Origin of the sequence: Janthinobacterium sp. NKUCC06_STL, from assembly GCF_019345455.1 — a bacterium.
GTDB lineage: Bacteria > Pseudomonadota > Gammaproteobacteria > Burkholderiales > Burkholderiaceae_D > Janthinobacterium > Janthinobacterium rivuli.
This window is the reverse complement of sequence record NZ_JAHKQY010000014.1, coordinates 1-17,878: the sequence shown is the minus strand read 5'-3', so window position 1 is coordinate 17,878 and position 17,878 is coordinate 1. Positions and strand designations below refer to the sequence as shown.

18 protein-coding genes are annotated in these 17,878 nt (G+C 62.6%); 8 read left to right on the top strand and 10 right to left on the bottom strand.

The window, feature by feature from the left end:
- Window positions 1–88 precede the first annotated feature (88 nt).
- The 5 genes from KO539_RS27885 (at window position 89) to KO539_RS27865 (ending at window position 6,754) form a co-directional block, all read left to right on the top strand.
- Window positions 89–547: a (2Fe-2S)-binding protein gene (locus KO539_RS27885; protein ID WP_219313407.1), complete on the top strand. Its 459-nt coding sequence runs from the start codon at window positions 89–91 to the stop codon at window positions 545–547.
- Between the two features lie 10 nt (window positions 548–557).
- Window positions 558–2,831, top strand: a complete 2,274-nt coding sequence (locus tag KO539_RS27880) for a xanthine dehydrogenase family protein molybdopterin-binding subunit (RefSeq protein ID WP_219313405.1) — start codon at window positions 558–560, stop codon at window positions 2,829–2,831.
- 13 nt (window positions 2,832–2,844) lie between these two features.
- Entirely contained in the window at window positions 2,845–3,423 is a 579-nt protein-coding gene (locus KO539_RS27875) for an NTP transferase domain-containing protein (protein WP_219313403.1), read from the top strand.
- 48 nt (window positions 3,424–3,471) lie between these two features.
- Window positions 3,472–5,364, top strand: a complete 1,893-nt coding sequence (locus KO539_RS27870; RefSeq protein ID WP_257626518.1) for a M61 family metallopeptidase — start codon at window positions 3,472–3,474, stop codon at window positions 5,362–5,364.
- A 187-nt stretch (window positions 5,365–5,551) separates the two neighbouring features.
- Window positions 5,552–6,754, top strand: coding sequence for a GGDEF domain-containing protein (locus KO539_RS27865; protein WP_235211790.1), 1,203 nt, complete (start codon window positions 5,552–5,554; stop codon window positions 6,752–6,754).
- Here KO539_RS27865 and KO539_RS27860 read toward each other — a convergent pair.
- The 7 genes from KO539_RS27860 to rpe form a co-directional block, all read right to left on the bottom strand.
- Window positions 6,705–7,169 (bottom strand): hypothetical protein, encoded by a 465-nt coding sequence (locus KO539_RS27860; protein ID WP_219313402.1) that lies wholly within the window; start codon window positions 7,167–7,169, stop codon window positions 6,705–6,707. The genes KO539_RS27865 and KO539_RS27860 overlap by 50 nt on opposite strands.
- Window positions 7,170–7,189: 20 nt before the next feature.
- A complete protein-coding gene (gene trpC, locus KO539_RS27855; RefSeq protein WP_219313400.1) occupies window positions 7,190–7,990 on the bottom strand; it encodes an indole-3-glycerol phosphate synthase TrpC in 801 nt (266 codons plus the stop codon).
- 33 nt (window positions 7,991–8,023) lie between these two features.
- Entirely contained in the window at window positions 8,024–9,067 is a 1,044-nt protein-coding gene (trpD, locus tag KO539_RS27850; RefSeq protein WP_176390745.1) for an anthranilate phosphoribosyltransferase, read from the bottom strand.
- A gap of 65 nt (window positions 9,068–9,132) precedes the next feature.
- A complete protein-coding gene (locus KO539_RS27845; RefSeq protein WP_219313398.1) occupies window positions 9,133–9,696 on the bottom strand; it encodes an aminodeoxychorismate/anthranilate synthase component II in 564 nt (187 codons plus the stop codon).
- A gap of 1 nt (window position 9,697) precedes the next feature.
- Window positions 9,698–11,194 (bottom strand): anthranilate synthase component I, encoded by a 1,497-nt coding sequence (trpE, locus tag KO539_RS27840; RefSeq protein WP_176390744.1) that lies wholly within the window; start codon window positions 11,192–11,194, stop codon window positions 9,698–9,700.
- A 269-nt stretch (window positions 11,195–11,463) separates the two neighbouring features.
- Complete coding sequence (locus KO539_RS27835; RefSeq protein WP_219313396.1) at window positions 11,464–12,168, bottom strand: phosphoglycolate phosphatase; 705 nt, start codon at window positions 12,166–12,168, stop codon at window positions 11,464–11,466.
- Entirely contained in the window at window positions 12,168–12,842 is a 675-nt protein-coding gene (rpe, locus tag KO539_RS27830) for a ribulose-phosphate 3-epimerase (RefSeq protein ID WP_034753544.1), read from the bottom strand. The genes KO539_RS27835 and rpe overlap by 1 nt, the downstream gene beginning before the upstream one ends.
- 166 nt (window positions 12,843–13,008) lie before the next feature.
- Between rpe and apaG the strand changes: the two genes are divergently transcribed.
- Window positions 13,009–13,383, top strand: a complete 375-nt coding sequence (gene apaG, locus KO539_RS27825) for a Co2+/Mg2+ efflux protein ApaG (RefSeq protein WP_035828598.1) — start codon at window positions 13,009–13,011, stop codon at window positions 13,381–13,383.
- A 23-nt stretch (window positions 13,384–13,406) separates the two neighbouring features.
- On the opposite strand, the gene KO539_RS27820 is transcribed toward apaG, so the two are convergent.
- Window positions 13,407–13,553 carry a hypothetical protein gene (locus tag KO539_RS27820; protein ID WP_167468630.1) on the bottom strand — a complete coding sequence of 49 codons (147 nt, stop codon included), beginning with the start codon at window positions 13,551–13,553 and terminating at the stop codon, window positions 13,407–13,409.
- A 76-nt stretch (window positions 13,554–13,629) separates the two neighbouring features.
- Here KO539_RS27820 and KO539_RS27815 point away from each other — a divergent pair, with 76 nt between their 5' ends.
- Window positions 13,630–14,829, top strand: a complete 1,200-nt coding sequence (locus KO539_RS27815; RefSeq protein ID WP_035828600.1) for a murein transglycosylase A — start codon at window positions 13,630–13,632, stop codon at window positions 14,827–14,829.
- Window positions 14,830–14,861: 32 nt separating this feature from the next.
- Here the strand turns inward: KO539_RS27815 and KO539_RS27810 are convergent, their stop codons facing one another.
- The gene (locus KO539_RS27810) at window positions 14,862–15,299 is read right to left on the bottom strand and encodes a universal stress protein (protein ID WP_219313394.1); all 438 of its coding nucleotides are present in this window, start codon (window positions 15,297–15,299) and stop codon (window positions 14,862–14,864) included.
- Window positions 15,300–15,435: 136 nt separating this feature from the next.
- Entirely contained in the window at window positions 15,436–16,737 is a 1,302-nt protein-coding gene (locus KO539_RS27805) for an MFS transporter (protein WP_374106498.1), read from the bottom strand.
- 76 nt (window positions 16,738–16,813) lie between these two features.
- Between KO539_RS27805 and KO539_RS27800 the strand changes: the two genes are divergently transcribed.
- A complete protein-coding gene (locus tag KO539_RS27800; protein ID WP_219313392.1) occupies window positions 16,814–17,590 on the top strand; it encodes an enoyl-CoA hydratase in 777 nt (258 codons plus the stop codon).
- The last annotated feature ends 288 nt before the right edge of the window (window positions 17,591–17,878 follow it).

Below are 17,878 nucleotides of genomic sequence, written 5' to 3'. Positions count from 1 at the left end.
CGCGTTTTTTTTTGCGTTTTTTTTCGCTGTCGTATCATCAAGTGTTGTTCGTAGACGCCATAACAATCCAAAAAAGGGGAAGCAGCAGATGATTACCTTGAATATCAACGGACGCGACACGCAAGTCGACGCCGATCCATCCACGCCGATCCTGTGGGCGTTGCGCGATAACCTGAACATGACGGGCACCAAGTTCGGTTGCGGCGCGGCCCTGTGCGGCGCCTGCACGGTGCACCTCGACGGCCAGCCGATCCGCTCGTGCATCACGCCGATTTCCTCGGTCGGCACGCAAAAGATCACCACCATCGAAGCGATGGAAAACGACCAGGTGGGCAAGGCCGTGCAAGCGGCGTGGGTGCGCCACGACGTGCCGCAATGCGGCTACTGTCAAAGCGGCCAGGTGATGAGCGCCACGGCGCTGCTGCGCACCAACAAGGCGCCCAGCGATGTAGACATCGACGGCGCCATGAGCGGCAATATCTGCCGCTGCGGCACCTATCAACGGATCCGCGCAGCCATCAAGGACGCGGCCAAGACCCTGGCCTGAGGAGAACGGCATGCGTATCGAATGGTTGAATCAGGAAGCATTGCAGCATGGCGGGGTGACCCTGGGCGCGGCGCTGGCAGCGGCGCCGGTGGCTGTCGCTGGCGCGGCCGATGGGGTGTCGCGGCGCGGTTTCATGAAGGCTGGCGCGGTGGCCGGCGGCGGCTTGATGCTGGGCTTTTTCCTGCCGGGCGCAGGCAAGCTGGCGCAGGCGGCCGATGCCGCGCCCGCCAAGCCCGTGTATGCGCCGAACGCGTTTTTGCACATCGCCCCCGATAACACGGTGACGGTGCAGGTGAACCGGCTGGAATTTGGCCAGGGCGTGCAAACGAGCTTGCCCATGCTGATCGCCGAGGAACTTGACGCCGACTGGAGTCTCGTGCACGGCGCCCTGGCGCCCGCCGGAGAACAATACAAGGATGCCGCCTACGGCATGCAGATGACGGGCGGCTCGGGCAGCATCGCCCACTCGTTTACACAGTACCGCGAAATCGGCGCCAAGGCGCGCGCCATGCTGGTGGGCGCCGCCGCCGCGCAGTGGAAAGTCAGTCCCGATCAGGTGCGCGCCGCCAAGGGCGTGCTGTATGGCCCCGGCGGACAAAAAGCGACGTATGGCGAATTTGCCGACGCGGCCATGCGCCAGAGCGTGCCCGCCACCGTCAAGCTGAAAGACCCGCGCGACTTTGTCATCATCGGCAAACCCGTGAAACGCCTGGACGCGGCGGCCAAATCCACGGGAAAACAGCAGTTCGGCATCGACTTCAAGCCGCCTGGCGCGAAAGTAGCCATGGTGGCGCGTCCGCCCGTGTTTGGCGCCAAGGTGGCGACATTCGACGCCAGCAAGGCGAAAGCCATCAAGGGCGTGCTCGAGGTACTGGAAGTGAAGACCGACCGTGGCGGCAGCGGCGTGGCGGTGATTGCCGACGGTTACTGGCCTGCCAAGCAGGGACGTGACGCGCTGGTGATCGAGTGGGATAGCAGCGCCGTGGAAAAGGTCAGCAGCGACAAGCAGCTGGCCGCCTTCAAGGCGCTGGCGAAAACGCCGGGCACCATCGCCAGGCCTGCGGACATGGGCAAGCTGGCCAAGGCGCCGAAAAAGATCGAAGCCGTCTACGAATTCCCCTATCTGGCGCACGCGCCGATGGAGCCGCTCAACTGCGTCGTCGACCTGCAGGCGGACAAATGCACGATGTGGGTGGGTTCGCAATTCCAGACGGGCGACCAGGCGGCGATCGCGGCCACGTCCGGCCTGAAACCGGAACAAGTAACCCTGCACACGATGATGGCGGGCGGCGGCTTTGGCCGGCGCGCCGTGCCCTCGTCCGACTATGTGGTGGAAGCCGTCAACGTCGCCAAGGCATACCGGGCGGCGGGCAAGAGCGGTCCGTTAAAGCTGATGTGGAGCCGCGAGGATGACATCAAGGGTGGCTACTACCGGCCGTCGCATGTGCACCGCGCGCAGATTGGCCTCGACGCCAAGGGCAAGATCGTGGCCTGGGACCACACCATCGTGGGCCAGTCCATCATGGCCGGCACGCCGTTCGAGGCTTTCATGGTGAAAAATGGCGTCGATGGCACCATGGTCGAAGGCATGGGCGAGCCGTACACCCTGCCGATGAAGCTGTCCGTGCACACGGCCAAGGCGAACGTGCCGGTGCTGTGGTGGCGCTCCGTCGGCTCGACGCATACGGCCTTTGTGATGGAAACCCTGATCGACGAGGCGGCGCACGTGGCGAAGATGGACCCCGTCGCCTACCGCAAGCAGCTGATCGACGCGAAGCACACGCGCCACATCGCCGCGCTGGACCTGGCCGTGGCCAAGTCCGGCTATGGCAAGAAGAAGCTGCCGAAGGGACAAGCCTGGGGCGTGGCCATGCACGAGTCGTTCAATTCCGTCGTCGCCTACGTGGTGACGGCGTCCGTGGTGGAAGGTGCGCCCAAGCTGCACCAGGTATGGGCGGGCGTGCATTGCAACCTGGCCGTCAATCCCTTGACGATCGAGGCGCAAGTGCAGGGCGCCGCGTTGATGGCGCTGGGCATGACCATCCCCGGCGCGGCCATCACGCTCAAGGATGGCGTGGTGCAGCAGCAGAACTTTGGCGACTACCCCGTGCCGCGCATGCAAGACATGCCGGTGATCGAGGTGCACCTGGTGCCGTCGGGCGACGCGCCGACGGGCATGGGCGAACCGGGCGTGCCGCCATTGGCGCCTGCATTCGCCAATGCGCTGTTTGCGCTGACGGGCAAGCGCCTGCGCAAGCTGCCGTTCGACCTGGCGGCCGCATGACGGCAGTAGTTTTTTGAGTACGGTCGGCATCTTGCTGGCAGCCGGAAGGGGACGCAGGTTCGACCCTTCCGGCGTGCAGAACAAATTATTGCAGCCGTTGACGGAAGGCCCGCATGCGGGCTTGCCGGTGGTGGTGGCGGCGGCCAGGAACATGCTGGCGGCCCTGCCGCGCGTGCTGGCCGTGGTGCGCGCAGACGACACGCAGGTGGCGGGTGCGCTCGGTGCGCTGGGCTGCGAGGTGCGCGTCTGCCATGACGCCGACACGGGCATGGCCGCTTCGCTCACCTGCGCCATCGACTATGTGCGCGGCGCGCCGGGCTGGCTGATCGCCCTGGGCGACATGCCTTACGTGGAAGCGGCTACAATCGCCGCCTTGTCGCACGCCATCGGCGATGGCGCGCGCATCGCCGTGCCCGTGTTCCAGGGACGGCGCGGCAATCCTGTCGCGTTCAGCGCCGTTCACTTGCCGCTGCTGCTGGCGCTCGATGGCGACCAGGGTGCGCGCAGCATCGTCAACAGCCATGCCGTGTGCGAAGTGACAGTGGACGACAGCGGCATCTTGCGCGATATTGATACACCTGACGATTTGTAAGGCGGGGCAGTGGCGTTCCCGGGAAGACAGGCCAGACACGAGGAAAACATGAAGAAAGCACCGATTCAAAAAATCACCGCCAAGGCGGGAGCCAAGGCAAGCGGCAAAGCCACAAGCAAAGCCGCGGCGAAAACCGCAGTGAAAACCACGCCGGCCGCCGGCATCATCTACAGCATCGCCGCTCTTGATCTGGCCGGTCACATGTTCAAGGTGACGTTGACGGTCAAGTCGCCGGCCGCCATCGGCCAGGTATTTGCCTTGCCGGCCTGGATTCCGGGCAGCTACATGATCCGCGAATTTTCGCGCAACATCGTCAGCATCCGCGCCGAGTCCGAGGGCAAGGCCGTGGCGCTGACCAAACTGGACAAGCACTCGTGGCAAGCCGCTCCGTGCAAGGGCCCGTTGACGGTCGAATATGACGTATATGCGTGGGATTTGTCCGTGCGCGCCGCCCACCTGGACCAGAATCACGGCTTCTTCAACGGCACCAGCGTGTTCCTGCGCGTGCTGGGCCAGGAATCCGACGCCCATGAAGTGCACATCGTGCAGCCGAAGGATGCGGCCTGCAAGACCTGGCGAGTGGCCACCACCCTGCCGGAACTCAAGGCGAAGCGCTATGGCTTCGGCAGCTACCAGGCCGCCAACTACGATGAGCTGATCGACCACCCGGTGGAGATGGGCGACTTCGCGCTGGCCACCTTCACCGCGCATGGCGTGCCGCACGATATCGTCGTCACGGGCAAGGTGCCGAACCTGGACCTGGACCGCTTGTGCCGCGACCTGAAAGCCATCTGCGAAACGCAGATCGCCTTCTTCGAGCCGAAGACCAAGAAAGCGCCGATGGACCGTTACGTGTTCATGACCATGGCCGTCGGCGACGGTTACGGCGGCCTCGAACACCGCGCCTCGACGGCGCTGATCTGCGCCCGCGCCGACTTGCCAACGACAGCGTCGACCAGCACGGAAATCGGCGACGGCTACCTGAAATTCCTCGGCCTGTGCAGCCATGAGTACTTCCACACCTGGAACGTCAAGCGCATCAAGCCGGCCGCCTTTGCGCCGTACAATCTGCAGGCGGAAAGCTACTCGCCGCTGCTGTGGCTATTCGAAGGCTTCACCAGCTATTACGACGACCTGATGCTGGTGCGCGCTGGCCTGATCGATGAAGCGGCCTATTTCAAACTGCTGGGAAAAACCGTCAACAGCGTCTTGCGCGGCAGCGGCCGCAGCAAGCAAAGCGTGGCCGATTCCAGCTTCGACGCCTGGGGCAAGTACTACCGCCAGGATGAAAACGCGCCGAACGCCATCGTCAGCTACTACACCAAGGGTTCGCTGATCGCGCTGGCCTTCGACCTGACGATCCGCACGAAGACGAATGGCGACAAATCGCTGGACGACGTGATGCAGGCATTGTGGCAGCGCTATGGCCGCGATTTCTACAAAGGTAAAGCGCGTGGCGTGACGCCGGCCGAAGTCGAAGCCCTGTTCGATGAGATTATCGGTACGCGCATGAAGCCATTCTTCGAGCGCTACATCCGCGGCACGGACGACGTGCCGCTGGCGCGCCTGCTGGCGCCGTTCGGCGTGAAATACAGCGACGCGCGCAAGGCGGAAAAAGCCAGCCTGGACGTCAACCTGGGGCGCGACGGCAACGACGCCAAACTGGCGCAGGTACACCAGGGTGGCGCCGCCCACACAGCCGGCCTGTCGGCGGGCGACGTGCTGGTGGCCGTCGACGGCTTGCGCGTGACGGGCAGCAACCTGGACACCTTGCTGGGCCGTTACGCCGTCGGCGCCAGAGTCGCCATCCACGCCTTCCGCCGCGACGAGCTGATGACGTTTGCGGCCGTGCTGCAGGGCGACCGCGTGCCCGGCGTCAGCCTGACCCTGCTGCCGGCGCCAAAGAAAGCCACGGGGCCGAAGCGCCCTAGCGCTGTATAAGCTGTTCGTCACGCGGCAAGACAGAAAACCGGCCGTCACTGGCCGGTTTTCTATTTCAGACTGCAATTTCTCAAATGCAACTCGTCCGCCGGCAGCTGCGGATAGCCATCATATTTACTGCAAATGAACTAATTTTTCTTTAACTAAACTAAAATTGCCGAACTGCTTATTTTAGATCGCGCCCAACGTGGAAACCCTCGATCCCCGAACCATCATGCTGATGACGACCCTGATGTGCGGGGCCATGAGCATCGTCATGTTCTCGGTGTATCGCAGTTTCCGGCGCGAGGTGCATGGCCTGGGGCATTGGGCGGCCGGTTTGCTGCTGCTGGTATGCGCATCCCTGCTGTTTGGCACCCGCGAGGTACTGCCGCCGGCCCTGTCGATGATCGCGGCCAATGCGGCGCTGGTGGCCGGCATCGGCCTGTCGATGCTGGGCACGGAGAAATTCTTTGGCCTGGCGCCCAGCCGCCGCGCCTATCTGCTGATACTTGCCCTGGCCATCGCCGGCAATAGCTGGTGGCTGCTGGCGCGCCCCGATTTCTCGGCGCGCGTGGCGGTCTTTTCCCTGCTGGTCTTCCTGTTTTATGCGCGCCAGGTGCAACTGGTGTGGCGTCATGGCGAACGCCATTTCTCGAGTTTTTTCTTTGGCGTGCTGATGCTGATGCAAGCCCTGGTGGTGCTGGTGCGCGGCATGTCGGCCTTGCTGCATGGCGGCGCCAGCGTGAACCTGACGGTGGCAGGCACGCCGGCCGGCATCTATCTGGCGGTCGCCAATTTCATGGCGTTGCTGCTGACGGTGGGCTTCATGACGGTGGCGACGCGCCGCCTGCAGCAGATACTCGAGCGCCGCTCGACCCATGACCCGCTGACGCAGGTGCTGAACCGGCGCGGCTTTGGCGACGCCTATGCGCGCGAGACGGGCAATCTGCGGCGTCGCCGTTTGCCGCTGACACTGCTCAGCATCGACCTCGATTACTTCAAATTGATCAATGACCGCTACGGTCACGCGGTGGGCGACCAGGTGCTGGCGCACGTGGCCGCCGTCATCGGCAGCGCCTTGCGCGAATCGGATTGCGTGGCGCGTTTCGGCGGCGAGGAATTCGTCGTGCTGATGCCGGACATGCCGGCGCATAATGCGCTGGGCGTGGCCGAACGCATCCGCGCCTTGCTGCACGAACCCAGTCATGCGGGGCTGCCGCCGTGTACGGTCAGTATCGGCGTCGCTTGCCAGGCATCGGTGGTGGAAGGACTGGAACAGCTGCTGTCGCGCGCCGATGCGGCCCTGTACCTGGCCAAGGAGCGGGGACGCGACCGCATCGAACTCGATACCGCCGCGGTTACTGCGGACCGGACAAGGTCCGCAGCTGGAACCGGTACTGGTCGTTGAACAGAAAGGTTTCGGAAAAATCGAAGGTTTTGGCATGGCGGCGCATCAGGTGCCCGGCCGGCGGAAACGCGTCTTGCACGCGCCGCACGGCGGCCAGCGCGGCGGCCGATGCTTCGCCGTCGCGCGAACGGTGCACGTGCACGTTTTTCAGTTCGCCGTCCGGCCCCACGCTTAGGTCGAGCACGACGATGGCCGGCAGCATGGGCGGCAGGCGCCCGCTGAACGTGTATGCACCGTTGGCGGCCATGATCTGCTGCGCCACCAGCGATTTGTAGGCGTCGATGCTGGCGGCCAGCTGTATCGCGGCTGGCGTGCGAGGGGGCGTGGACGTGGGCGTGTTCGCCGCTGGTGGCGGCGTACTCTGGCAGGCTGCCAGCAGGCTGGCGGCGGCAAGGACGGTGATCGCGTGTCTCATGCCTGCCAGACTACCATGCTTTAACTGAACAGGCGTTCCAGCTCCACGCCCGGGTCTGGCGCGCGCATGAACGCTTCGCCCACGAGGAAGCTGTGGATGTGCGCGTCGCGCATGCGTTGCACGTCGGCCGTGCTGTGGATGCCCGATTCCGTGATGATCAATTTGTCTTGCGGGATGCGCGGCAAGAGATTGATGGTCGTGTCCAGTGAAGTTTCGAAGGTGCGCAGGTTGCGGTTGTTGATGCCGATCAGCGCGCTCTTGAGTTTCAGGGCCGCCGTCAATTCTTCGCCGTCGTGGCTTTCGATCAGCACGCCCATGCCCAGTTCGTGGGCGCACGCTTCCATCTCGGCCATCAGGCCATGGTCGAGCGCCGCGACGATCAGGAGGATGCAGTCGGCGCCCATGGCCCGCGCTTCATAGATCTGGTACATATCGACCATGAAATCCTTGCGCAGAACGGGAATGGCGCAGGCGGCGCGCGCCTGCTGCAGATACTCCACGCTGCCCTGGAAGAACTGCTCGTCCGTCAGCACGGACAGGCAGGCCGCGCCGTGTTGGGCATAGCTGGCGGCGATGTCGGCAGGGCGGAAGTCGGCGCGGATCACGCCTTTCGAGGGCGAGGCTTTTTTGACTTCGGCGATGATGCCGGGCTTGCCGTCGGCGATGTGCTGGCGCAGGCTTGCTTCAAAACCGCGCAGGCCGGCGCGCAGGGCGCTGTCGCTTTCCACGTCGCCGCGCAGGCTGGCCAGACTGCGGTGGGCTTTGGCCTTGGCCACTTCATCGGCTTTTACGGCCAGGATTTTATCGAGTATGTCGGACATGATGGTCGCTATTCTATAAGGAGGGCGGAGGGCTTACGCTTGCTTTGGTGTGCCCAGCTGCTGCGTGACCTGCACGAATTGATCGAGTTTTGCCAGGGCCGCGCCCGAGCTGACGGCGGTGCGCGCGCGCGCCAGGCCGTCTTCGATCGAGCTGGCCACGCCGGCCGCGTACAGCGCCGTGCCCGCGTTCAGGGCGACGATGTCGGCGGCGGCGCCGGGTTCACCGCGCAGCGCTTCCATCATCTTCGCCTTCGATTCGACGGCATCGGCCACCTTCAGGTTGCGGCTGGCGATCATCTGCAAACCGAAATCTTCGGGATGGATTTCATATTCGCGGATTTCGCCGTTGACCAGCTCGCCCACGAGGGTAGAGGCGCCGAGCGACACTTCATCCATGTTGTCGCGGCCATACACGACGATGGCATGCTGCGCGCCCAGGCGCTGCAGCACGCGCACCTGGATGCCGACCAGGTCGGCGTGGAACACGCCCATCAGAATATTCGGCGCACCGGCCGGATTCGTCAGCGGCCCGAGGATATTGAAAATCGTGCGCACGCCCAGCTCCTTGCGCACGGGCGCTGCATGCTTCATGGCCGCATGGTGGTTCGGCGCGTACATGAAGCCGATGCCCGTTTGCGCGATCGACTGGGCGATCTGCTCGGGCTGCAGGTTGATGTTGACGCCCAGCGAGTCCAGCACGTCGGCGCTGCCGGACGAGGACGAGACGCTGCGCCCGCCATGCTTGGCCACGCGCGCGCCGGCCGCTGCCGCCACGAACATCGAGGCGGTGGAAATGTTGAAGGTGTGCGCGCCGTCGCCGCCCGTGCCGACGATGTCGAGCAGGTTGGTGGTGTCGGCCATGGGCACCTTGGTGGAAAACTCGCGCATCACTTGCGCGGCGGCGGCGATTTCGCCGATGGTTTCCTTTTTCACGCGCAAGCCCACGGTCAGGGCGGCGATCATGGTGGGCGACATTTCGCCGGACATGATCTGGCGGAACAGGTACAGCATTTCGTCGTGAAAAATTTCGCGGTGTTCGATGCAGCGCAGCAGGGCTTCTTGTGGTGTGATCGGCATGATGCTTCCTTCTTCAATGATGGCGCAGGAGGACACTGATGGCACGCCGTGGCGTGCGCGGAAAATCAGCGCTCGAGAAAATTCTTCAGCAGGGCGTGGCCGTGCTCCGAGAGGATCGATTCGGGGTGGAACTGCACGCCCTCGATATCGTATTCCCGGTGGCGCACGCCCATGATTTCGCCGTCGTCCGTCCACGCCGTCACTTCCAGGCAGGAAGGCAGCGAGGCGCGTTCGATCGCCAAAGAGTGGTAGCGGATCACTGTGAAGGGGCTGGGGATGTCCTTGAAGACACCCACGCCCGTATGCGCGATGAGGGAAGTCTTGCCATGCATGACTTGCTTGGCGCGGATGACCTTGCCGCCAAACGCTTCGCCGATGGCCTGGTGGCCCAGGCACACGCCGAGTATCGGCTTCTTGCCGGCGAAGTACTTGAGCACTTCCACCGAAATGCCCGCCTGTGCCGGCGCTTTCGGACCGGGCGAGATGCAGATGCGGTCCGGGTTCAGCGCCTCGATCTGTTCGATCGTGATTTCATCGTTGCGGTAGACCCGCACGTCTTCGCCCAGCTCGCCGAAATACTGCACGATGTTGTAGGTGAAGGAGTCGTAGTTGTCGATCATGAGCAGCATCTTAAAACCCTCCATCCAGGCCATCTTGCACTTGTTCGGCGGCGCGCAGCACGGCGCGCGCCTTGTTTTCAGTTTCCTGCCATTCCATTTCGGGGATGGAGTCGGCCACGATGCCGGCCGCGGCCTGCACGTACAGCATGCCGTCCTTGACCACGCCCGTACGGATGGCGATGGCCACATCCATTTCGCCGCCAAACGACAGGTAGCCGCAGGCGCCGCCGTAGATGCCGCGCTTGGTGATTTCCAGCTCGTCGATCACTTCCATGGCGCGCACTTTCGGCGCACCCGTCAGGGTGCCGGCGGGGAAGGTGGCGCGCAGCACGTCCAGGTTCGACAGGCCCTTCTTGAGGGTGCCTTCCACGTTCGAGACGATGTGCTGCACATGCGAGTATTTTTCGATGACCATGCGGTCGGTGACTTGCACGCTGCCCGTCTCGGCAATGCGGCCGATGTCGTTGCGCGCCAGGTCGATCAGCATCACGTGCTCGGCGATCTCTTTCGGGTCAGCCAGCAGCTCGGCGGACAGTTCGGCGTCGCGCTCTGGCGTGGCGCCGCGCGGACGGGTGCCAGCGATGGGGCGCAGGGTGACTTTCTTGCCGCCGTCCGCCGTCTTCTCGTTGCGCACCAGGATTTCCGGCGAGGCGCCGATGATTTGCATGTCGCCGAAATTATAGAAGTACATATACGGCGACGGGTTGAGCGAACGCAAGGCGCGGTACAGGGTCAGCGGCGAATCGACATACGGTTTGCGGATGCGCTGGCCGATTTGCACCTGCATCAGGTCGCCCGCCATCACGTATTCATGCGCCTTGGCGACGGCCTTCAGGTAGTCTTCCTTGGAAAAGTCGCGGATGGTTTCCGTGCGCACGGAAGCGCTGGTGACGGGCGCATCGACACCGCGGCGCAGCATCATGCGCAAGTCCTTCAGGCGCTGCTGCGCTTTCGAAAACGATTCGGGCTGCGTGGTGTCGGCGTAAACGATCAAATACAGCTTGCCGGACAGGTTGTCGATGACGGCCAGTTCTTCCGTCACCATCAGCTGGATGTCGGGCAGCTTCAAGTCATCTTTCGGCGCGCCGCCGGCCAGCTTTTTCTCGATGTGGCGCACGGTGTCGTAGCCGAAGTAGCCGGCCAGGCCGCCGCAGAAGCGCGGCATGCCGGGGCGCAGGGCCACCTTGAAGCGCGACTGGAACTGTTCGATGAAGTCGAGCGGATTGCCTTCGTGCTCTTCGATCACGACGCCGTTCTTGACGATTTCCGTGCGCTTGCCATAGCTGCGCAATACGGTCGTGGCGGGCAAGCCGATGAAGGAATAGCGGCCGAAGCGTTCGCCGCCGACGACGGATTCGAGCAGGAAGGTATTCTTGCCACCTTGTTGGGCCTGTGCCAGTTTCAGGTACAGGGTGAGCGGCGTTTCCAGGTCGGCGAACGCTTCCGCGATCAGGGGGATGCGGTTGTAGCCTTGCTGGGCCAGCGATTTGAATTCGAGTTCGGTCATGTTTCTCTCCATGCCGTCAGGGTATGAGTGTGCATAGTGCACAAACCCTGCGGTGGGTTATCAAAAAACTTGCCGGTACATGGAACTTGCGCAAAATGCGCAAAGGACGCGTGTGCAGCCGGCAGCAATCGTAACGGCTCGGCCCTTAGGCCTGCCAGGATTGCCAGCGTCGCCAAAGCCAGGCCTCAATCGAGCCGGTTTGGGTGACATTGTGTTTTTTGATGAGAAACGTGTTCACGATATGGTGTTGGGTTTGGTCAGTATGCCGGTTAGTTTTGCATGCTAATAAAACGGGCTGCTTCGAGCAGTGTCTTTACTATACCATCGGAATCGGTATCGTGTATAGAGTGTCCGTGATTGTAGCCATACGGTACCGTCAAGACGGGGCAAGCCGCAGCCCTGGCCGCTTGCGCGTCATTCGAAGAGTCGCCGATGGCCACCACTTTGGATGGCGCCAGGTCGAAGTCCGCGCACACTTGCAGCAGCGGCATCGGGTGCGGTTTTTTCTTCGGCAGCGAATCGCCGCCGTAGACGATCTCGAAATACTGGTCGAGGTTTTTCAGTTTCAGCAGGGGCAGGGCAAAGGCGATGGGCTTGTTGGTGACGCAGGCCAGGCGCAGGCCCGCCGCCTGCATCGCCGCCAGTCCCGCTTCCACGTCCGGGTACAGGGTGCTGAACTGGCCGTTGATGGCCAGGTAGTGGCGCTGGTAGCCGTCCATCGCCTGCTCGAAATGCTGTTCCACGCCGGCCGCATCGAAGTCGAGCGCCAGCACGGTGCGGATCAGGTTTTCCGAGCCTTTGCCGACCATCAGCTTGATGGCGTCGGCGCTGATGGGCGCCAGGTCCAGTTCGGCGCGCATGCCATTGATGGCGACATGAAAATCGGGCACGGTGTCGAGCATCGTGCCATCGAGGTCGATGATGGCGGCGCGCACGCCAGCCAGTACGTGGTCTTTCACCGTGCCCGCTTGCATCAGGCGCCCTTGACGGCTGCCAGCTCGGCGCGCATGGCGTCGATGACAGCTTTGTAGTCGGGCTTGCCGAAGATGGCCGAGCCGGCGACGAAGGTGTCGGCGCCAGCGGCGGCGGCGGCGGCGATGTTGTCGATCTTGATGCCGCCATCGACTTCGAGCATGATGTCACGGCCCGATTCGTCAATCATGCGGCGCGCTTCGGCGATTTTTTTCAAGGCTTGCGGAATGAAGGACTGGCCGCCGAAGCCGGGATTGACGGACATGATCAGGATGATGTCGATCTTGTCCATCACGTGTTCCAGGTAGTGCAGCGGCGTGCCGGGGTTGAATACCAGGCCCGATTTGCAGCCATTGTCGCGGATCAGTTGCAAGGAGCGGTCGACGTGATCCGACGCTTCCGGGTGAAAGGTGATGATGTTCGCGCCAGCCTTGGCGAAATCCGGGATAATGCGATCGACAGGCTTGACCATCAGGTGCACGTCGATGGGCACTTGCACGTGCGGGCGGATCGCTTCGCATACCAGCGGGCCGATGGTCAGGTTCGGCACGTAGTGATTGTCCATCACGTCGAAGTGGATGATGTCGGCGCCGGCGGTAACGACGTTGCGCACTTCCTCGCCCAGGCGGGCAAAGTCGGCGGACAGGATGCTGGGAGCGATACGGAATGTTGTCATGGTGAAGTAGCCAAAGGATAGAAAATGCGAAGATGCGCTATTTTACGCCTGACGCCGTTACCATGCCTCATTGAAGCATGGGGAAACACAGAATACGCATCGCGCGATGGCCTATGCGTCGCGCGCGACACACAATATGACTGGCAATGTCTGAATAGGAATGACGATGGCGACTTATGAATTTACGGTAACGGTCAAGACGCAATACCTGCCCGAGCAATCGGCACCGGACCAGGGGCGGCACGTGTTCAGCTACACGATCCGCGTCGTCAACACGGGCACGGCGGGCGCGCAACTGATTTCGCGCCACTGGGTCATCACGGATGCGAACAACAAGGTGGAAGAGGTGCGCGGCCTGGGCGCCGTCGGCCACCAGCCGCTGCTGCAGCCGGGCGAGCAGTTCGAATACACGAGCGGCACCATGCTGGGCACACCGCAAGGCTCGATGCACGGCGAATACTTTTGCGTGGCCGAAGATGGTCATCAGTTTGAAGCTTTGATTCCCGAATTCGTGCTGTCGGTGCCGCGCACCCTGCATTAAGGAAACGCCGGGGGCTTGCCCCCTTACTTCAGTTTTTCAGTGGCGTCCTGTTCTTCACTGAGCTGCTTGCGCGCCGGCGGTGCGGGCTTTTTGCCCGAATACATGGTCCACCAGACTATAAATGCCAGCAAGAAGAACGCCACCAGCGCCTCTATCATCAAGATCCACATACGCACTCCTATGTTATTTACCCGCAGCTTAGTATTTACCCGCCGTCTGTTGACACGCGGTAGTCTACCCGTTTCAATCGGCGCCGTCGCGCTTGCTCTCTCCGCCTGTACCACGCCGCCCGCGCCGCCCGCTGCCAGCGGCAAGGCGCCGCCCATCGCGCCGACCGTCGTCAAGCCGGTTCCGGCCAAGCCGGCCGACGCCAAGGATGCCACGGATGTGGCGGCGCCCACCTTCGTGCCGGCCAAGTTTGCCGCCTTGCCTGGCTGGGCCCGCGACGACATGCGCGCCGCCTGGCCCGCGTTCATGGCATCGTGCGGCGTGCTGGTCAAGCGTCCGGACTGGAAGGAATCGTGCACGATCGCGCGCCAGGTGAATGCGGACAGCGACAAGGCCATTCGCCTGTTTTTCGAGACTTTCTTTGTGCCCAATCAAGTGGTGGCCGCCGATGGCGCCAATACTGGCTTGGTGACCGGTTACTACGAACCCTTGCTGCACGGCGCGCGCAAGCGCGGCGGCCCATACCAGACACCGCTGTACAAGGTGCCCGATGACCTGGTCTCGGTGGATTTGTCCGGCGTGTATCCGGAACTGAAAAACATGCGCTTGCGGGGCAAGCTGGTCGGCAAGAAGGTGGTGCCGTACGCCACCCGCGCCGACATCGAGCGCGCCACGTCCGTCACGGGCAAGGAATTGCTGTGGGTGGATGACGAAGTCGAGGCCTTCTTCCTGCAAGTACAGGGATCGGGGCGCGTGCAGCTGACCGATACGCAGGAAACCGTGCGCGTGGCCTATGCGGATCAAAACGGCCACCCGTATAAATCGATCGGCCGCTACCTGGTCGACAAGGGCGAGCTGACCCTGAGCCAGGCGTCCGCGCAGGGCATCAAGGCGTGGATCGCCGGCCACCCCACGCGCAAGGATGAATTGTTCAACGCCAATCCCAGCTATGTGTTCTTCAAGGAAGAGCGCCTGCCCGATCCGAAAGTGGGGCCAAAGGGCGCGCTGGGCGTGCCGCTGACGCCGCAGCGCTCGGTGGCCATCGATTCGCGCTTCCTGCCGCTGGGTGCGCCCGTGTTCCTGTCCACCACGCAAGCCAATAGCGAGATTCCCATGCAGCGCCTGGTGATGGCGCAGGATACGGGCGGCGCCATTCGCGGGCCGATCCGGGTCGATTATTTCTTTGGTTTTGGCGCGGAAGCGGCCGAGAATGCGGGCCGCATGAAGCAGAGCGGCGCCGTGTGGGTGTTGTTGCCGAAACAGGCGCCGGCGCGCTAGGGAAAGCGGCGCCGGGCAGTTCGTGGTGTCGCTTAGCGCAAGACCATGACTGGCAGATGGGTATGCGCCAGCACTTTTTGCGTTTCGCTGCCCACGAACAGCTTGTTCAAGCCCTTGCGGCCATGCGAAGCCATCAGGATGATGTCGCAATGGTAGGTTTGCGCCGCATTGACGATTTCATCATGCGGGCTCGGCGACACGGCCACCACGCCTTCGAAAGGCACGCCGGCGGCGCTTGCCGCTACGCCGATCTTGTCGATGGCGCGTTGCGACGCTTCCTGCATCTGCTGTTCATACAGGCTGGCGTCGAGCACGATGCCGCCGTCGGCCATCGGCGAGAACGGGAACGGTTGCACCACGCTGATGGCGACCAGCTTGGCTTTGTTCAATTGGGCGAAGGCGAGGGCGGTCTCGGCGGCTTTGTCGGACAACGGCGAACCGTCGGTAGGAAATAAGATGGTGTTATACATAGCGTGCTCCTCAAGTGATATAAGACAGCTTATGGATTTACATCAATTAAAACCTTGATGTAAATCAAACCTCACAGGCTTTGGCGTGAATAGTGTCCCAAAGCAATCTTTTGCCAGTGTATGCCCGTTCACCGCTTCAGGTGCGCACGCTACGCAGCGGCGTGCCCCACACCATCGCGACCGTCAACACAATGCTGCCTGCCGCGATGCAAGCCAGACCATTGCGCACGCCAAAGTGTTCCGCTACCCAGCCGGCGGCCAGCGCGCCCAGCGGCGCCGTCGCCACCGTCAGGAAGCGCATGGTCGACGTCATGCGGCCCAGCATGGGGTCGGGCGTGACCTTCTGGCGCAAGCCCAGGTAGGGAATAAAGAACAGCATCACGCCGCAATCGAAAAAGAACATCAATATGGCGTAGGCCACGGCGCTGGCGGCCGCGCTGCCAAACAGCGCGGCGGGTATCGTGGGTGTCAGGGCAAAGCAGAGCGAGGTTGATGCCAGGCCGATCAGGATGGTGCGGCCGGCGCCGTAGCGGCGCGTCAGTGGCTTGACGATGAAGGCGCTGAGCAAGACGCCGGCGCCACCGAGCATCTGCGTCATGCCCAGCACGCCAGGGCTCATGCCCAGGTCGCGCGTGGCGAACAGCACCGTCAAAGCCATGCTGGCGTAAAACAAAAAGTGCCAGATGCCGGCGCCCCAGGCCAGCGCGCGCAGCAGCGGTTCGCGCCAGACGAACAGCAAGCCATCGGCGATGTCGCGCAAGGCGTGCTTGCTTGACGGTGCTGGCCGCGGATCGCGTACGCTCATGGCGCGCAAATTAAAGACGGAAACCAGATAGCCGCAAGCCGTGCACAGGATGGCGACAGGCGCGGACAGCACTTGCACCAGCACGCCGGCCAGGCCGGGGCCGATCAGGCGCGAAGCCGATTCGGTGGCGGCAAATTTCGATTGCGCATCGATCAAGCCGTCGCGGCCCACCAGGAAAGTCAGAAACACCTGTTCGGCGCCGCCACCGACGACGAAGCCCGTGCCGATGATGAACCCCACTATATATAACCATGGCATCGACAGCACGCCGCACCAATAGGCAACGGCCACGCTGGCCAAGGCCAGGCCGGACATGCTTTCGCTGAACAGCATGATCGGGTGCTTGCTGCGCCGGTCCAGCAGTACGCCGACGGGCAAGCCGAACAGGGCGAACGGCAGTGCCTGCAAGGCGACCAGCACGCCCATCTGTTCCGGCGTCGCATGCAATAACAGTACCGCGCACAGGGGCAGGGCCAGCGAGGTGATCTGGGCGCCGAAGCAATTGAGGCCGTTGCTGAACCACAAGCGACGGAAATTGACGCTGGCGGCGCTGCCGTCGCCGCGCAGGTAACGGGCGCAGTACTGGAAGAGGGGAGAGAAAATACGCTGCTCGATAAAGATGATCGGACTCACAATAATAGCAGCGCACCTGCCGCGCCGCTGCCGTTAGCCGCTACAATCGTTGCACCGTTCATCGAGAGGAGACACTATGCAATACGAAGACCTGATCATCGACATCCAGGACAAAGTGGCGATCATCCGCCTGAACCGCCCCAAGGCGCTCAATGCCTTGAACGACAACATGATGAATGAGCTGGGCGACGCCTTGCTGAAGTTCGATGCGGACGAGAATATCGGCTGCATCGTGCTCACGGGCAGCGAAAAAGCATTTGCCGCCGGCGCCGATATCGCGGCCATGGCCGATTACACCTATCCGGACACCTTTACCCAAGGCTACATCAGCCGCAACTGGGAGCATATCTTGCGCGTGCGCAAACCCGTGGTGGGCGCGGTGGCTGGCTATGCGCTCGGTGGCGGCTGCGAACTGGCCATGATGTGCGATTTCCTGATCGCCGCCGACAGCGCCAAATTCGGCCAGCCGGAAATCAAGGTCGGCGTCACGCCAGGCGCGGGCGGTACGCAGCGCTTGCCGCGCGCCATCGGCAAGGCCAAGGCCATGGACCTGCTGCTGACGGCGCGTACCATCGATGCCACCGAGGCGGAACGCATCGGCCTCGTATCGCGCGTGGTGCCAGCCGATAAATTGCTGGAAGAAACCCTGGCTGCCGCCAGGACCATTGCCGCCATGCCGACCTCGGTGGCCATGATGATCAAGGATTGCGTCAACCGCGCTTTTGAAACTACCCTGACCGATGGCGTCGCCTATGAGCGCCGGCTGTTCCAGGCCGCCTTCGGTACGCCTGCACAAAAAGAAGGCATGCACGCTTTCCTGGAAAAGCGCTTGCCAAACTTCGACGGTCTTTGATATGATTCGCCTCCCCGATGAGACGCACTGGTTTGCGACACAAAAGGGACGGCCTTCAGGGGCTGGGTAGTAGAAAAGAAGGAGTTGACGGACGTAGCAAATTGCTTCATACTCTTCCTTCTTCGCAGCTGACAAACACAACGCTTTGTCGATAGCGCGAAAGTAGCACCGAATACCGTTCTTTAACAATTAACAGTCGATAAGTGTGGGCATTTGATGTAAGTGCAGCGTCAATCTTCGGATTGGCGTCTAACTTAAAATATCAAATGTTCACAAGAAATAATGAAA

What these genes read in the sequence shown, in the direction of transcription:
- trpE (WP_176390744.1), bottom strand. Translation starts at nt 11,194, where the DNA reads ATGACCGAACTCGAATTCAAATCGCTGGCCCAGCAAGGCTACAACCGC.
- KO539_RS27820 (WP_167468630.1), bottom strand. Translation starts at nt 13,553, where the DNA reads ATGTGGATCTTGATGATAGAGGCGCTGGTGGCGTTCTTCTTGCTGGCA.
- KO539_RS27845 (WP_219313398.1), bottom strand. Translation starts at nt 9,696, where the DNA reads ATGCTGCTCATGATCGACAACTACGACTCCTTCACCTACAACATCGTG.
- apaG (WP_035828598.1), top strand. Translation starts at nt 13,009, where the DNA reads ATGGCGACTTATGAATTTACGGTAACGGTCAAGACGCAATACCTGCCC.
- rpe (WP_034753544.1), bottom strand. Translation starts at nt 12,842, where the DNA reads ATGACAACATTCCGTATCGCTCCCAGCATCCTGTCCGCCGACTTTGCC.
- trpC (WP_219313400.1), bottom strand. Translation starts at nt 7,990, where the DNA reads ATGTCCGACATACTCGATAAAATCCTGGCCGTAAAAGCCGATGAAGTG.
- trpD (WP_176390745.1), bottom strand. Translation starts at nt 9,067, where the DNA reads ATGCCGATCACACCACAAGAAGCCCTGCTGCGCTGCATCGAACACCGC.
- KO539_RS27870 (WP_257626518.1), top strand. Translation starts at nt 3,472, where the DNA reads ATGAAGAAAGCACCGATTCAAAAAATCACCGCCAAGGCGGGAGCCAAG.
- KO539_RS27860 (WP_219313402.1), bottom strand. Translation starts at nt 7,169, where the DNA reads ATGAGACACGCGATCACCGTCCTTGCCGCCGCCAGCCTGCTGGCAGCC.
- KO539_RS27800 (WP_219313392.1), top strand. Translation starts at nt 16,814, where the DNA reads ATGCAATACGAAGACCTGATCATCGACATCCAGGACAAAGTGGCGATC.
- KO539_RS27885 (WP_219313407.1), top strand. Translation starts at nt 89, where the DNA reads ATGATTACCTTGAATATCAACGGACGCGACACGCAAGTCGACGCCGAT.
- KO539_RS27880 (WP_219313405.1), top strand. Translation starts at nt 558, where the DNA reads ATGCGTATCGAATGGTTGAATCAGGAAGCATTGCAGCATGGCGGGGTG.
- KO539_RS27810 (WP_219313394.1), bottom strand. Translation starts at nt 15,299, where the DNA reads ATGTATAACACCATCTTATTTCCTACCGACGGTTCGCCGTTGTCCGAC.
- KO539_RS27835 (WP_219313396.1), bottom strand. Translation starts at nt 12,168, where the DNA reads ATGCAAGCGGGCACGGTGAAAGACCACGTACTGGCTGGCGTGCGCGCC.